14 protein-coding genes are annotated in these 14,900 nt (G+C 51.4%); 12 read left to right on the plus strand and 2 right to left on the minus strand.

The window, feature by feature from the left end:
* Positions 1 to 75 precede the first annotated feature (75 nt).
* Positions 76 to 927 (plus strand): thymidylate synthase, encoded by an 852-nt coding sequence (locus tag ACYP03_RS08675; protein ID WP_459779255.1) that lies wholly within the window; start codon positions 76 to 78, stop codon positions 925 to 927.
* A 79-nt stretch (positions 928 to 1,006) separates the two neighbouring features.
* On the opposite strand, the gene ACYP03_RS08680 is transcribed toward ACYP03_RS08675, so the two are convergent.
* Complete coding sequence (locus ACYP03_RS08680; protein ID WP_248141346.1) at positions 1,007 to 2,149, minus strand: Na/Pi symporter; 1,143 nt, start codon at positions 2,147 to 2,149, stop codon at positions 1,007 to 1,009.
* A gap of 497 nt (positions 2,150 to 2,646) precedes the next feature.
* Between ACYP03_RS08680 and nhaA the strand changes: the two genes are divergently transcribed.
* From nhaA to ACYP03_RS08700, 4 genes are all read left to right on the plus strand, one after another.
* On the plus strand, positions 2,647 to 3,828 hold the full coding sequence (gene nhaA, locus ACYP03_RS08685) for a Na+/H+ antiporter NhaA (RefSeq protein ID WP_248141345.1): 1,182 nt from the start codon (positions 2,647 to 2,649) through the stop codon (positions 3,826 to 3,828).
* 19 nt (positions 3,829 to 3,847) lie between these two features.
* Positions 3,848 to 4,108: a hypothetical protein gene (locus tag ACYP03_RS08690; protein WP_330960523.1), complete on the plus strand. Its 261-nt coding sequence runs from the start codon at positions 3,848 to 3,850 to the stop codon at positions 4,106 to 4,108.
* Between the two features lie 113 nt (positions 4,109 to 4,221).
* Positions 4,222 to 5,109 (plus strand): transcriptional activator NhaR, encoded by an 888-nt coding sequence (gene nhaR / locus ACYP03_RS08695; RefSeq protein WP_248141343.1) that lies wholly within the window; start codon positions 4,222 to 4,224, stop codon positions 5,107 to 5,109.
* A gap of 53 nt (positions 5,110 to 5,162) precedes the next feature.
* Positions 5,163 to 5,456 (plus strand): ArsR/SmtB family transcription factor, encoded by a 294-nt coding sequence (locus ACYP03_RS08700; RefSeq protein WP_036755263.1) that lies wholly within the window; start codon positions 5,163 to 5,165, stop codon positions 5,454 to 5,456.
* A 107-nt stretch (positions 5,457 to 5,563) separates the two neighbouring features.
* On the opposite strand, the gene rpsT is transcribed toward ACYP03_RS08700, so the two are convergent.
* Positions 5,564 to 5,824, minus strand: coding sequence for a 30S ribosomal protein S20 (gene rpsT / locus ACYP03_RS08705; protein WP_248141342.1), 261 nt, complete (start codon positions 5,822 to 5,824; stop codon positions 5,564 to 5,566).
* 209 nt (positions 5,825 to 6,033) lie between these two features.
* On the opposite strand from rpsT, the gene murJ reads away from it, so the two are divergent.
* The 7 genes from murJ (at position 6,034) to dapB (ending at position 14,753) form a co-directional block, all read left to right on the plus strand.
* Entirely contained in the window at positions 6,034 to 7,593 is a 1,560-nt protein-coding gene (murJ, locus tag ACYP03_RS08710; protein ID WP_459779256.1) for a murein biosynthesis integral membrane protein MurJ, read from the plus strand.
* Between the two features lie 128 nt (positions 7,594 to 7,721).
* Positions 7,722 to 8,696 (plus strand): bifunctional riboflavin kinase/FAD synthetase, encoded by a 975-nt coding sequence (ribF, locus tag ACYP03_RS08715; protein WP_248141340.1) that lies wholly within the window; start codon positions 7,722 to 7,724, stop codon positions 8,694 to 8,696.
* Positions 8,693 to 11,524 carry an isoleucine--tRNA ligase gene (gene ileS, locus ACYP03_RS08720; protein WP_330960525.1) on the plus strand — a complete coding sequence of 944 codons (2,832 nt, stop codon included), beginning with the start codon at positions 8,693 to 8,695 and terminating at the stop codon, positions 11,522 to 11,524. Before ribF ends, ileS begins: the two co-directional genes overlap by 4 nt.
* A complete protein-coding gene (lspA, locus tag ACYP03_RS08725) occupies positions 11,524 to 12,042 on the plus strand; it encodes a signal peptidase II (RefSeq protein ID WP_371929347.1) in 519 nt (172 codons plus the stop codon). The genes ileS and lspA overlap by 1 nt, the downstream gene beginning before the upstream one ends.
* Positions 12,043 to 12,175: 133 nt before the next feature.
* The gene (gene fkpB / locus ACYP03_RS08730; protein WP_330960526.1) at positions 12,176 to 12,610 is read left to right on the plus strand and encodes an FKBP-type peptidyl-prolyl cis-trans isomerase; all 435 of its coding nucleotides are present in this window, start codon (positions 12,176 to 12,178) and stop codon (positions 12,608 to 12,610) included.
* A 59-nt stretch (positions 12,611 to 12,669) separates the two neighbouring features.
* A complete protein-coding gene (ispH, locus tag ACYP03_RS08735; RefSeq protein ID WP_248141337.1) occupies positions 12,670 to 13,620 on the plus strand; it encodes a 4-hydroxy-3-methylbut-2-enyl diphosphate reductase in 951 nt (316 codons plus the stop codon).
* A gap of 323 nt (positions 13,621 to 13,943) precedes the next feature.
* Positions 13,944 to 14,753, plus strand: coding sequence for a 4-hydroxy-tetrahydrodipicolinate reductase (gene dapB / locus ACYP03_RS08740; RefSeq protein ID WP_459779257.1), 810 nt, complete (start codon positions 13,944 to 13,946; stop codon positions 14,751 to 14,753).
* The last annotated feature ends 147 nt before the right edge of the window (positions 14,754 to 14,900 follow it).

Here is a 14,900-nt window from a genome sequence, read left to right on the forward strand (position 1 = left end):
GCAGCCAAAAGGCTGCCTTTTTTGTGTTATGCTTGCCGCCAGAGTATTTCCTGCCAATTCAGGTCAAGAGAGTCAATGAAACAGTATTTAGATTTATGCCAGCGGATTATTGACGAGGGCGAGTGGGTTGAAAATGAACGTACCGGTAAACGTTGTCTGACACTGATCAATGCCGATCTGACCTATGATGTAGCCAATAATCAGTTTCCCCTGATCACGACCCGGAAAAGCTTCTGGAAAGCGGCAATTGCTGAATTGCTCGGTTATATTCGCGGCTATGACAATGCGGCGGATTTCCGCGCACTGGGTACCAAAACCTGGGATGCCAATGCCAATGATAATCAGGCCTGGCTGAATAATCCGCACCGAAAAGGTACGGATGATATGGGACGTGTCTATGGTGTGCAGGGGCGCAGCTGGCGTAAACCTGATGGCAGTACATTAGACCAATTGCGAAAAATTGCAGAGAACCTGAGTCGTGGTATCGATGATCGCGGTGAAATCCTGACCTTTTACAACCCGGGTGAGTTTGAGATGGGCTGTCTGCGTCCGTGTATGCACACACACACGTTTTCGCTGCTGGGCGATACGCTTTATCTGACCAGCTACCAGCGATCCTGTGACGTGCCTTTAGGACTGAACTTTAATCAGATTCAGGTCTTTACATTGCTGGCACTGATGGCGCAGATCACTGGCCATAAGGCGGGTAAGGCGTATCACAAGATTGTGAATGCACATATTTATGAAGATCAGCTGGCACTGATGCGTGATGTACAGCTGAAGCGTGAGCCTTTCCCGTCACCACGCCTGATCATCAACCCGGAGATTCAGACGCTGGAAGATCTGGAAACCTGGGTTACGCTGGATGATTTTCAATTGGAAGGCTATCAGCACCACGATCCGATCCAGTATCCTTTCTCGGTGTGATTGAACAAATCAAGTGATAAAAAAAGCCCCGCTCTTTCGAGACGGGGCTTTTTTGTTGCGATGGTATTTGTGCAATGGATCAGGCGGTGAAAGCCAGAATACCGCCTGGAATCAGGATAAAGACCAGTCCCAGATAGGCTGCAACTGCTGCTTTGCTCTTCACGGCCATCTCGCCAAGGAAGAAAGCACATTTGAGTGGCAGTTCGCGCAGGAACGGCAGGCCGAAAATCAGCAGGGTTGCCATCACATTGAAGCTCAGGTGCACCAGTGCAATTTGCAGGGCAAATACAGCGTGGTCACCGGAAATCGCCGTAGCAGCCAGCAGGGCCGTGATGCAGGTGCCGATGTTTGCGCCCAGTGTAAAAGGATATACATCACGGACCTTCAGCACCCCGGTGCCAACCAGCGGCACCATCAGGCTGGTGGTGGTTGAAGACGACTGTACCAGGACGGTGACGACTGTGCCTGACACGATACCGTGAACCGGGCCACGGCCGATCGCACTTTTCAGGATTTCACGGGCACGGCCGACCATCAGGCTGCGCATCAGTTTACCCATAACGGTAATTGCCAGAAAGATCAGGGCAATGCCCAGAGCAATCATCACGATACCGCCCATGGTTCCCAAAGATTCCAGCGGTGCTTGCACTGCATGGACGACGGGTTTGGTCAGTGGCTTGATAAAGTTCAGGCCTTTCATGCTCATGTCGCCAGTCGACATCAGCGGCGATACCAGCCAGGCTGAGACTTTTTCCAGTAGACCGAACATCATTTCCAGAGGCAGGAAGATCAAGACGGCGAGCAGGTTAAAGAAATCGTGGACAGTCGCGGCAGAAAAAGCACGCTGAAACTCTTCTTTACAGCGGGCATGACCCAGGCTGACCAGTGTGTTGGTCATGGTGGTACCGATATTGGCACCCATGATCATCGGGATTGCGGTTTCAACCGGTAAACCACCGGCAACCAGGCCCACGATGATGGAAGTGACGGTACTGGAAGACTGGATTAGAGAGGTGGCTACCAGACCGATCATCAGGCCAGCAATCGGGTGTGAGGCAAATTCAAACAGGGTCTTGGCTTGTTCACCGACGGACCATTTGAAGCCGCTACTGACCATGGATACGGCAACAAGCAGCAGGTACAGCATGAAAACCAGGTTGGCCCAGCGAACCCATCGCATGGAGCTTTGCATTGGCTCAGCTGTGGTGGCTTGGGTAGTCATAATCTGTTCTCCGTGACATTGTGATGTCATTTTGGTTTCAGTTTCTTGAAAGTTGCCGCGATGGTAGAGAACGAATATTTCAGAAATATGACACAAAAAAGTCATTCACAAGATTATCCGTTCTTTGAGTTGCTGAGGGCAAGCTGGGAGGAGGATCATATTCTTGTAAAAATGCGATAAAGCATTGATAAAGATGGGGATCGCCCGTCAGATATAAGAAGCATTCCTTGCTTCAGCATCAGAGAGAAATATTGTGAACAGATGCGACAACGCTATTTCTGTAGCCGTAGTTTTCCTGAAATAGTTCGCTGATGAGCGGGAGCAGGTAAGTAAATACTGCGGGTATTACGGTGTTTTGTCTCTGATAGATCGGTTTTTCCGAGTTGTTCGCTCTAAACAAACGATTTCACAGAGGTGTCTGTCGACGTCTACACTGTTTTTACCACGCATTGACATAAAAGTGTGATTTTACAGTGAGTAGTAAGGAGCTGCGGTCAATGACCGATGTAATTCTGAAATTCTTTAAATTAGAGTCTGCTGGCGGCATTTTGTTGATAATTGCTGCTGCCCTTGCCATGACGATTGCAAACTCTCCGTTACAGTCCGTTTATGAAGGGGCACTTCATAGCTATATTGCCGGCCTGTCAGTTGAGCACTGGATTAATGACGGTCTGATGGCGATTTTCTTTCTGGTGATCGGCCTTGAGGTCAAGCGTGAGCTGATCGAAGGTGCGCTGAATACCAAAGAGAAAGCGATTTTCCCAGCAGTAGCTGCGTTAGGTGGCATGGTCGCACCGGCATTAATTTATGTGCTATTCAATTTTGCTGATCCTGTTGCGATTGGCGGCTGGGCGATCCCTGCTGCGACAGATATTGCATTCGCATTGGGTATCATGGCATTGCTGGGTAACCGGGTGCCGGTCAGCCTGAAAGTCTTCTTGCTTGCTCTGGCGATTATTGATGACCTGGGGGTGATTGTCATTATTGCCCTTTTCTATAGCAGTGACTTGTCTGCGATGGCCCTGGGAATTGCCTTTGCCGCAACTGCTGTGCTCTTTATCATGCACGCCCGTAATGTGGCCAACTTATTCTGGTACATTCTGGTTGGTGCTGTGCTTTGGGTAAGCGTACTGAAGTCAGGTGTGCATGCGACATTGGCGGGTGTTGTGCTGGGCTTTGCAATCCCGCTTCAGGGTCAGAACAAGCAGGGGCAGGACATTTCGCCGCTGAAGACCATGGAGCATGCATTGCACCCTTACGTCGCGTATTTGATTTTGCCAATTTTTGCTTTCGCTAACGCAGGTATTTCGCTGGCCGGTGTTTCTGTTGATGGCCTGACGGCAATGCTGCCACTGGGAATTGCACTGGGTCTGTTTGTCGGTAAACCGCTGGGAATCTTTATCGCGAGCTGGCTGGCGGTAAAAACCGGGATCGCCCGTTTGCCGGAAGGCACTGGATTTGGTCAGATCTTTGCAGTCTCTGTGCTGTGCGGTATCGGATTCACGATGTCAATCTTCATCTCAATGCTCGCATTCGCTGGCCTTGATGCAGAGATGATCACTTATTCGAAGCTGGGCATTCTGATTGGTTCTACGACTGCGGCGGTTGTGGGTTATGTCTTACTTTCCCGCTCGTTACCAGCAGCAAAAGTCGTGAAGGACAGCCAAACATCATCATAAACGGGACAGGGAGGTGTGTATGAGACCATTGATCGTTCTGACAATTGGCCTGATGGCGAGCGGCGCAATGGCGGAGGACTACAGCCATTGCCAGCAGCAGAGTGACAGTGAGATCTGCAAAGCTTATCAGGCGGGGTACAAGCATGGACAGGCAAGTGCCCGGACTCAGCAGGAGGAAGCTTCCGGTAATTTTGTCTCCAGGGCTCTGGAGCAACGAGCCGGTGAGCGTTACCGCCATCCATTGACGGCAGAAAAAGAGCCGGAAGTGAAGACTGAATAAGCACTTTCCACTTCAAATTCCGGATATTCGTGTGTTTGGATAAAAAAACACTTAGGATAAACCCCAGGCGAAAGCCTGGGGTTTTTTATTCGCGAGCGTTGAGGCCGGTAGCAGTGTCGCACCTGAATTACAATCACTTGTATTATTTTTGGATGGTTTGCAAACAAGGATCAGTAACCAAAGCGGCTGATGCTTTATTTCTGGCACCGCAAACAGTGACGGGGCAGATCCGGGCGCTGGAAGAGCGGTTGAAGGGGAAGCTGACCAAACGGGTTGGCCGGCATATCGAGCCGACGGAGCTGGGGCAACTGGTTTTTAAATATGCCGACAAGATGTTCGATCTCAGCTACGAAATGCTGGATATCATCAATTACACGCAACGAGAGAATCAGCTGCTTGAGGTTGGGGTCGCTGATGCGCTGTCTAAACGTCTGGTCAGTAAAATCCTGATGGCGGGAATTCCTGAAGATGAGCGGATTCATCTGCGCTGCTACGAATCGACACATGAAATGCTGCTCGAACAGCTATCTCAGCACAAGCTGGATATGATCCTGTCCGATTGTCCGGTTGACTCCACGCAAAGTCCGGGCCTGTTCAGTAAAAAGCTGGGGGAGTCCGGGATGAGCTTTTTTTGCTCGAATACCGACAAACCCCTGAGTTTTCCTGCTTGTCTGGAAGATTACAAATTGCTTGTTCCCGGCCGTCGTACTGCCATGGGCCGTAAGCTGCATCATTGGTTTGATCAGCAGGGTATCACCCCGAATATCCTGGGGGAGTTTGATGATGCTGCTCTGATGAAAGCCTTTGGTGCGTATCGAAAATCTATGTTCGTTGCCCCTTCTATTTATGCGTCTGAAATTGAACAGTCGCACGCTGTCCGTGAGGTGAAAAGGGTACGGGCCATCCGGGAAGAGTATTATGTGATTTTCGCGGAACGCATGATCATGCACCCGGCAGTGAAGAAAATTTGCGAGGCTGATTTCAGAAAACTGTTCAAATGACCGCCTTTTTCAGTGATAGAGGTATCGAACAAATCACTGAAGTCGGTGGAAAGATGGAAGCCATAACGTTACATCACAGTGCTCCTCAGGCTGTGTCTTTGCTTAAGGCCATGGCCAATGAGCGGAGGTTATTGATTTTATGCTATTTGCTGGAGGGGGAATTGTCGGTTGGAACGATGAGTGACCGTTTGGACCTGAGCCAGTCGGCCTTGTCGCAGCATTTAGCCTGGCTCAGACGTGATGGCCTGGTTGCTACACGTAAAGAATCACAGACGGTTTACTATCGCCTGAAGAGTCAGGAAGTGAAATCGATGATCGAATTACTGCAAGAGATGTACTGTCCGTAATCCGTGCCTGTTGCACAGCATCGGAACTGACGGGATGACCTGAATTGCAGCAATAAAAAAACCGGCCTGAGCCGGTTTTTTTATTGCTGTCCAATCAATGCGCTGAATTACAGAGCTTTGATTTTTGCAGCCAGACGAGCTTTATGACGAGCAGCCTTGTTTTTGTGGATCAGGCCTTTAGTAGCCATACGGTCCATAACAGGTTGCATGTCAGTGAAGGCTTTAACAGCAGCTTCTTTGTCGCCTGCTTCAACAGCAGCAACAACTTTTTTGAAGAAAGTGCGCATCATAGAACGACGGCTAGCGTTGTGCTGACGACGTTTTTCAGAAGTGATTGCACGTTTCTTAGCAGATTTGATATTTGCCAAGGGTGTAACTCCCAAATTCTTGGTACGGTGACAATTTAAGGCCGAGGAATATGCCTCTAAAACCAAAGATTGTCAAATGATTTGTGCAAATAACAGCCGTGCCAATCAATTTGGCACTTGTGCATTAACACGGTTAATATGGCGGCAGATTCTATCAGCTTTTGGTCCTGCAAGTCACCTTTCTGGACCATCTTTTGTGAGGTTTTTTTGTGAGTAAGCGTCTTTTGCGCTCAGGGCTGATTGTCAGCAGTATGACTTTCGTATCCCGCGTCATGGGCTTAGTCCGGGATGTGGTCGTTGCTAACCTGATGGGGGCCGGAGCGGCCGCCGATGTTTTTTTCTTTGCCAATAAGATTCCTAACTTTCTCCGCCGGCTTTTTGCTGAAGGGGCATTTTCTCAGGCCTTTGTACCGGTCCTGACGGAAAGCCATGCGGGGGGCGATATGGACAAAACCCGAGAACTGATTGCCAGGGCCGCTGGTACGCTGGGGGGCATCGTGACGGTGGTGACCTTATTAGGGGTGCTGGGGTCAGGTGTCATTACCGCTCTGTTTGGTGCCGGCTGGTTTGTGGACTGGCTGAATGACGGTCCGGCAGCCCCCAAGTTTGAGCTGGCCAGCCTGCTGCTTAAAATTACGTTCCCTTATTTATGGTTCATTACCTTTGTGGCGTTGTCCGGGGCGATCCTCAATACCCTGGGGAAATTCGCGGTGTCTTCGTTTACGCCGGTGTTCCTCAATATTTCGATCATTCTGTGTGCCTGGTGGGTATCCCCGAACCTGACACAGCCTGAAATCGGACTGGCGCTGGGGGTGTTTCTGGGGGGGCTGGTGCAGTTTCTGTTTCAGCTGCCGTTCCTGTACCGGGCCGGTGTACTGGTGCGGCCCCGTTGGGGATGGCGGGATCCCGGAGTGGTGAAAATCCGGACACTGATGATTCCGGCGTTGTTTGGCGTTTCGGTGAGTCAGATTAACCTGTTGTTTGATACCTTTATTGCCAGCTTCCTGATGACGGGATCGATCAGCTGGCTGTATTACTCGGACCGGTTGCTGGAATTTCCGTTAGGGCTGTTTGGGATTGCAATCGCTACGGTGATTTTGCCGGCGCTGTCGCGCAAACATGTGGATCAGAACCGGGAGCATTTTGCGCAGACCATGGACTGGGGCGTGCGTATGGTACTGCTGCTGGGTTTGCCTGCTATGCTGGGCTTGATGGTGCTGGCAAAACCTATGCTGATGGTGCTCTTCATGCGGGGGGAATTTACCCCGAACGATGTTGAGCAGGCCGGACTCTCATTACTGGCTTATGCATCCGGTTTGCTGAACTTTATGCTGATTAAAGTGCTGGCCCCCGGTTACTATGCCCGGCAGGATACCAAAACACCGGTGCGTTACGGTATTGTCGCTATGGTGAGCAATATGGTGTTTAACGCCATATTTGCCTATCTGTTCGGTTATGTGGGCCTGGCACTGGCGACCGCATTGTCTGCACTGGTAAATGCTGCACTCTTGTATCGTGGACTGCACCGTGCCGGGGTTTATCAGGTGTCACGTACTACCATAGGCTTTGTGATCCGCTTAGTGATTGCTGGTGGTGCGATGGTTGCAGCTTTGCTGTGGCTTTCACCAGATATGGCTGAATGGCTGTCGATGAATTTCTTGCAGCGTGTTTACTGGCTGACCGGTCTGATTGGCGTTGGGGCAGTCAGCTATCTGTTGACGCTGGGTGTGAGCGGGATGCGTCTGCACCATCTTCGCACAGAAGGCTGACATCCGGGTGAGCGCAACTTGCCCTGAATGGGGCAAAAAAAGATATCTTCCGGGGCGGATGGTTTTAACACCCTTGCGCTCTGGTATATAATCCGTCAGTTTTTGACTTTGGTAATGATAAGCTGCAGATGGAATTGATCCGAGGAATCCACAATATCCGGCCCGGCCATCATGGCTGTGTTCTGACGATAGGTAATTTTGATGGGGTCCATCTGGGCCATCTGGCGGTATTGTCTCAGGTGCGTGAGCAGGCCCGGCGGTTAGGGGTTCCTGCGACGGTCATGACCTTTGAGCCGCAGCCGATGGAGCTGTTTGCCAAAGACAAAGCACCGGCCCGGTTAACCCGCTTTCGCGATAAGTATCAGCAACTGAGAAAAGCGGGTATCGATCGCCTGCTGTGCGTCAACTTCAATACCCGATTTGCGAACATGTCGCCGCATGATTTCGTTCGCCGCTTGTTGGTGGAACAATTGGGTGTTAAGTTTCTGGTGGTTGGCGATGATTTCTGCTTCGGTAAAGGCCGCAGCGGTGATTTTGCCATGCTGGAAGCTGCCGGACGTGAGTTCGGCTTTGAGGTGGTCAGCACGCAGAGTTTTTGTGTTGAAACGCAGCGGGTCAGCAGTACGGCGATTCGTGAAGCACTTGCCCGGGACGATCTGGCCGCAGCGGAAATCATGCTGGGTCGGCCGTACAGTATCAGTGGCCGTGTCTCTCATGGCCGGAAACTGGGCCGTACGATTGGTTTTCCGACGGCAAATGTGCCGCTCAAGCGCCGTGTGTCACCGGTTTCCGGTGTGTATGCTGTCGAGGTACTGGGTGTGGCTGAACAGCCGCTGCCCGGAGTTGCCAATGTCGGCAGACGGCCGACAGTGAACGGTGAGCGCCAGCAACTGGAAGTCCATGTATTTGATTATCAGTCTGATATCTATGGTTGTCAGATTGAAGTGGTTCTGCACCACAAATTAAGAGATGAAATTAAATTCGCCTCCTTTGATGCGCTGAAAGCGCAAATCGAGCGTGATGCCCAGACAGCGCGGGTGTGGCTGTCTGAGCATCGTCAACATGTCCAACTTCGCCCAAGTAACGGAATTGAGAATCAATGAGCGACTATAAAGATACCCTGAACCTGCCTGAAACAGGGTTTCCGATGCGAGGCAACCTGGCCCAACGCGAGCCTGCCATGCTGAAGCGTTGGTATGATGAGGATCTTTACGGTGAAATCCGTAAAGCCAAGAAAGGTAAAAAGTCTTTCGTGCTGCACGACGGCCCTCCTTATGCCAATGGTGATATTCATATTGGTCACGCACTGAACAAGATTCTCAAAGACATTATTATTAAGTCGAAGACATTGTCTGGCTTTGACGCGCCATATGTACCGGGTTGGGACTGCCACGGTCTGCCAATCGAACTGATGGTTGAGAAGAAAGTCGGTAAGCCGGGACAGAAAGTGACTGCTGCCGAGTTTCGCGAGAAGTGTCGCAGCTATGCGGCCGGTCAGGTTGAAGGCCAGAAAGAAAGCTTCATTCGCCTGGGTGTTCTGGGCGAGTGGGACAAACCATACCGCACTATGGATTTCGGCACTGAAGCTAACATTATCCGTGCATTGGGCAAAATTGCTGATAACGGTCACCTGCTGAAAGGCTTCAAGCCTGTTCACTGGTGTACCGACTGCGGTTCTGCACTTGCGGAAGCCGAAGTTGAGTACAAAAACAAAGTTTCACCTTCGATCGATGTGAAATTTAAAGCCGCTGATGAAGCTGAGGTTCTGAGCAAGTTTCAGATGACTGAGGAACATCAGGGCCGGGGCGACGTTTCTATCGTGATCTGGACCACGACGCCTTGGACACTGCCTGCCAACCGTGCTGTGGCTGTGCGTGATGATCTGGAATATGTACTGATTCAGGTCGAAGGTGATAAGCCTGAGCGTCTGATCATGGCCGCTGAGCTGGCCAAAGATGTGATGGATCGTGCCGGTATCGAGCATTATCACAACCTTGGTTTTGCCAAAGGTGCATCACTGGATCTGCTGCGTTTCAACCATCCGTTCTACAGCTTTGATGTGCCAGTGATTCTGGGCGATCACGTGACCACTGAATCCGGTACGGGCTGTGTACACACGGCTCCTGGCCACGGTCAGGAAGACTTCGCGGTCGGTCAGAAATATGGTCTGGAAGTCGCCAACCCGGTTGGCAGCAACGGTGTTTATCTACCAGACACAGAACTGTTTGCCGGACAGCACGTATTTAAGGCAAATGATGCAGTGGTTGAAACGCTGAAAGAACATGGTGCGCTGCTGCATCATCATGCTTACGAGCACAGCTACCCGCACTGCTGGCGTCATAAAACGCCAATTATCTTCCGTGCAACCCCGCAGTGGTTCGTTTCGATGGATCAAAATGGTCTGCGTGCGAAAGCGCTGGAAGAAATCAAAGGCGTCCAGTGGATGCCGGAGTGGGGCCAAAGCCGGATTGAAAGCATGGTTGAGGGCCGTCCGGAGTGGTGTATCTCCCGTCAGCGGACCTGGGGTGTGCCGATTGCGCTCTTTGTTCATAAAGAAACGCAGGATCTGCATCCGAATACCGCTGAACTGATCGAAAAAGTCGCTCAGCTGGTGGAAGAAAAAGGAATTCAGGCGTGGTGGGATGTGAACCCTGCTGAGCTCATGGGTGAAGCCGACGCTGAACAGTACGAGAAAGTACTGGATACACTGGATGTCTGGTTTGACTCTGGTGTGACCCACTATGCAGTGGTTGATACCCGTGAAGAGTTTCACGGTAATGCAGCTGACCTGTATCTGGAAGGTTCAGACCAGCACCGTGGCTGGTTCCAGTCTTCTCTGATCTCGTCTGTCGCGATGAAAAACAAAGCGCCTTACCGTCAGGTACTGACGCACGGCTTCGTGGTGGATGGCCAGGGCCGTAAGATGTCTAAATCGATCGGCAACGTGGTTGCACCGAAAGATGTGACCAACAAGCTGGGTGCCGATATTCTGCGTCTGTGGGTGGCATCGACAGATTACACTGGCGAAGTGGCTGTATCTGACGAGATTCTGAAGCGCAGCGCCGATGCTTACCGTCGTATCCGGAACACCGCGCGATTCCTGCTGGCGAACCTGAGTGGTTTCAACCCGGCGACGGATTGCGTACCGGCAGAAGAGATGGTGGCACTGGATCGCTGGGCTGTGGCTCAGGCGAAAGCTGCTCAGGAAGAAATCATTACTGCTTATGATGAATACAACCTGCATGCGGTGACACAGCGTCTGATGCACTTCTGCTCCATTGAGATGGGCTCTTTCTATCTGGATGTCATCAAAGACCGTCAGTACACAGCGAAACGTGGTGGCCACGCTCAGCGGAGTTGTCAGACGGCTCTGTACTACATTGTGGAAGCACTGGTTCGCTGGATGGCACCAATCATGTCTTTCACGGCAGATGAAATCTGGAATGAAATGCCGGGTGAGCGCGACACCTTTGTCTTCACTGGTGAGTGGTTCGAAGGTCTGTTTGGTCTGGCTGACGATGAAGCTTTCAGCAATGAGTTCTGGACTGAAGTTCAGGCCGTGCGCGGTGCCGTGAATAAACTGCTGGAAGAAGCTCGGAATGAGAAACGCATCGGCGGCGCCCTGCAGGCAGAAGTGACTCTGTATGCTGATTCTGAACTGGCGGACAAACTGAACCGTCTGGAAGATGAACTGCGTTTCGTGCTGCTGACGTCTAAAGCGAAAGTCGCACTGACTGACAATAAGCCTGCAGAAGCGAAAGCAACGGATGTTGCGGGTCTGTCTGTCCTGGTGACTCCGGCAGAAGCAGAGAAATGTGATCGCTGCTGGCACCATGTGGCCGATGTTGGCACTATCGCCGGACACGAGAAAATCTGTGGCCGTTGTGTGACCAACATTGATGGTCAGGGCGAAGAGCGTAAGTTTGCCTGATGAGTAGTTTACCGACTCTGAAGCAATCCGGAATCCGCTGGCTGTGGCTGGCGGTTCTGGTCTTTGCGATCGATATTGGCAGCAAGCTGCTGGTGATGGATACCATGGGATATGGCTGGCCGAATCGCATTGAGGTCTTGCCATTTTTTAACCTGCTGTATGTTCACAACTATGGCGCAGCTTTCAGTTTCCTGAGTGATGCAAGTGGTTGGCAGCGCTGGCTGTTTACAGCGATTGCTCTGGGTGTAACAGGGTTGCTGCTGCTCTGGATGCGTCGCACGCCAGCCAGCCATGGGGTGGCCAATAGTGCTTACGCACTGATCATTGGCGGCGCACTTGGAAATCTGTTTGATCGTCTGTACCACGGCTTTGTGGTGGATTTTCTGGATTTCTATATCGGGCAGAAACACTGGCCTGCGTTTAATATCGCTGATTCAGCGATCTGCATTGGTGCCGCTTTGATCATCCTGGAAGGTTTTCTGGCCGGGAAAAGTAAGACCAAAGAAAGCAGCCGGTAATTTCGGTGCGAGCTCACGAAGCAGGCGCTGCCCGTTGCGACGGGCGGCGCTTTATTGTAAAAAGCGTTGCATCAGGAAGAAGTGCAGAGGCGATGTTCTGCACTTTGCCGCAACTCGAAATCAGGATGTACACATGTCGGTAATTACAGAAAACAGTGAAGTTTTAATGCATTTTTCCATCAAGCTGGAAGACGGTTCGGTTGCTGAATCGACGCAAGCGATGGGAAAACCCGCCAAATTTCGCATGGGTGATGGCAGTCTGACCGACAACTTTGAGCGCTGCCTGCTGGGTCTTGCTGAAGGCGAGAAAAGTCAGTTTGTTCTTGAGCCTGAAGACGCATTCGGTCTGCCGAATCCGGATAACATTCATCATGTTGATTTGGCACGTTTTGGTGCTGAAGCACCGGCTGAGGTCGGAACAATTATTGCCTTTAGCGGCCCGGACGGGCAGGATATTCCTGGTGTGATTACGGCCGTTGTCGGTGATTCCGTGACCGTTGATTTTAATCATCCGCTGGCTGGTCAGCGGGTCACCTTTGATGTTGAAGTTGTCGGCATCGAAGGCTAAACCATGACCGACCCGGTCCGGAACCGGGTTGGAAGGATTGCAGAAAAAGAGTCCCAGATATGAAAATCTTACTTGCTAACCCTCGTGGCTTTTGTGCTGGTGTTGACCGCGCCATCAGTATTGTTGAGCGGGCGCTGGAACTGTATCAGCCGCCAATTTACGTTCGGCACGAGGTGGTTCACAACCGATTTGTCGTGGAAGGACTGAAACAACGCGGTGCGATCTTCGTGGAAGAGCTGAGCGAAGTACCGGATGACAACATCGTTATTTTCTCGGCGCATGGTGTTTCTCAGGCTGTTCGCAATGAAGCGAAAGCCCGTAAACTTACCGTATTTGATGCCACTTGTCCGCTGGTCACCAAAGTCCATATGGAAGTCGCGCGTGCCAGCCGCCGGGATATGGAAGTCGTGCTGATTGGCCATGCCGGTCATCCGGAAGTGGAAGGCACCATGGGTCAGTACGCCAGTGAAACGGGCGGGATGTATCTGGTTGAGACGCCGGCTGATGTCGACAAGCTGACCGGCGTAGTGAAAGAGCCGGGCAATTTGCACTATGTCAGCCAGACGACCCTGTCGGTAGATGAAACGGCGGATGTCATTGACCGTTTGCGGGAAGTTTTCCCGGATATTCAGGGACCGCGCAAAGACGATATTTGCTATGCCACCCAGAATCGTCAGGATGCGGTGCGTGAGATGGCCGCCAGTGTTGACGTGATGATTGTGGTGGGGTCGAAGAACTCCTCAAATTCCAACCGTCTCCGTGAGCTGGCTGAAAAACTTGGGACACCAAGTTATCTGACTGACTGTGAAGAAGATGTTGATGCAAACTGGTTCACGGGCACCCAAAGTGTGGGTGTGACTGCAGGGGCTTCTGCACCTGAAGCGCTGGTGAATCAGATTATCGCGCGTATTCAGACGCTGGCCGGCGGTGAGGTTGAAGAACTGAGCGGCCGTGAAGAGAATATGTTCTTTGAAGTGCCACGTGAGCTTCAGGTGAAGAACGTCGGCTAAGTCAGCTGTGAAGAATCATTATTTCTGGAACCCCGGTTATGCCGGGGTTTTTTTTCGCCGGTAGACAGGCTAGATTAGTGGGCTGCGCATAAGCAATTTTTCGTCTTTCTTTACTCAGTGCCGCAGAATCAGTTGTGTTTCTTCACCATCGAACGGGTTGTTTGATGCCATTCTTCTGATGGAGGCGAAGAGTTACGCGCAGCGAAAGGTAGATAAGTATTTTGTGAGTTGTTTATTTTTCAGGACATATATGACTTTAGAATGGTCGTGTGCTGAAAAACAAACAGACTCTCATAAGCTGACATTTTTAAGGAGAAACAGCTATGGTCAGAATCGCAGTTGCCGGTGCGGCAGGGCGAATGGGACGCCAGTTACTGAAGGCGACGGCTCAGTCTGAGTATGCCCGTGTGGGAGCTGCAACAGAACGTCCGCAAAGCAGCCTGATCGGTGTTGATGCCGGAGAGTTGGCAGGTATTGGCAAGCTGGACGTGGTTGTCGTTGATGATCTGGAAAAAGCAATCAACGACTTTGATGTGCTGATCGATTTTACGGCACCAGTGGCGACGCTGGCGAATCTGGCGTTATGCCAGCGGCATCACAAGAAAATTGTGATTGGTACGACGGGATTCAGTGAAGCAGAAAAAGCGCAGATTGATGCTGCCGCCAGTCAGATCTCTGTTGTCATGGCACCTAACTACAGTGTGGGTGTAAACCTGACATTCAAACTACTGGAAAAAGCCGCCAAGATTATGGGCGACTACTGCGATATTGAAATTATTGAATCACACCACAGACACAAAGTGGACGCGCCTTCCGGCACGGCCCTGGGCATGGGTGAAGCCATTGCTGGTGCGATGGGAAATAAACTGAGTGATGTCGCGGTATATGCGCGAGAGGGAATCACTGGTGAACGCAGTCGTCATGAGATTGGCTTCGCGACGATTCGTGCCGGAGATATTGTGGGTGAGCACACGGCGATGTTTGCTGATATTGGCGAGCGGGTAGAGATCACGCACAAAGCCACGGATCGGATGACGTTTGCCAACGGGGCTGTCCGGGCTGCGGCCTGGCTGAACAGTCAGCCTGCAGGGTTTTACACCATGCAGGATGTGCTCGGGTTGAATGACCTGTAACAGAAAAAGCGGCCATTAGGATGGCCGCTTTTTTTTCGCCGGATGTCAGGATGAGTTGCCGTTGAATTTGTTCATTCTGCATAAATTTTCAATTTGAGTGGGCATGGATTCTTGTGCGGGCATTCTTTGAGTGTTACTGAGTTTGGG

It is taken from the genome of Photobacterium sp. R1 (genome assembly GCF_054600795.1).

Excerpts from the sequence above, each read along its gene's own strand:
- ACYP03_RS08675 (WP_459779255.1), top strand. The coding sequence starts at position 76 with ATGAAACAGTATTTAGATTTATGCCAGCGGATTATTGACGAGGGCGAG.
- ACYP03_RS08680 (WP_248141346.1), bottom strand. The coding sequence starts at position 2,149 with ATGACTACCCAAGCCACCACAGCTGAGCCAATGCAAAGCTCCATGCGA.
- nhaA (WP_248141345.1), top strand. The coding sequence starts at position 2,647 with ATGACCGATGTAATTCTGAAATTCTTTAAATTAGAGTCTGCTGGCGGC.
- ACYP03_RS08690 (WP_330960523.1), top strand. The coding sequence starts at position 3,848 with ATGAGACCATTGATCGTTCTGACAATTGGCCTGATGGCGAGCGGCGCA.
- ACYP03_RS08700 (WP_036755263.1), top strand. The coding sequence starts at position 5,163 with ATGGAAGCCATAACGTTACATCACAGTGCTCCTCAGGCTGTGTCTTTG.
- ribF (WP_248141340.1), top strand. The coding sequence starts at position 7,722 with ATGGAATTGATCCGAGGAATCCACAATATCCGGCCCGGCCATCATGGC.
- ileS (WP_330960525.1), top strand. The coding sequence starts at position 8,693 with ATGAGCGACTATAAAGATACCCTGAACCTGCCTGAAACAGGGTTTCCG.
- lspA (WP_371929347.1), top strand. The coding sequence starts at position 11,524 with ATGAGTAGTTTACCGACTCTGAAGCAATCCGGAATCCGCTGGCTGTGG.
- fkpB (WP_330960526.1), top strand. The coding sequence starts at position 12,176 with ATGTCGGTAATTACAGAAAACAGTGAAGTTTTAATGCATTTTTCCATC.
- ispH (WP_248141337.1), top strand. The coding sequence starts at position 12,670 with ATGAAAATCTTACTTGCTAACCCTCGTGGCTTTTGTGCTGGTGTTGAC.
- dapB (WP_459779257.1), top strand. The coding sequence starts at position 13,944 with ATGGTCAGAATCGCAGTTGCCGGTGCGGCAGGGCGAATGGGACGCCAG.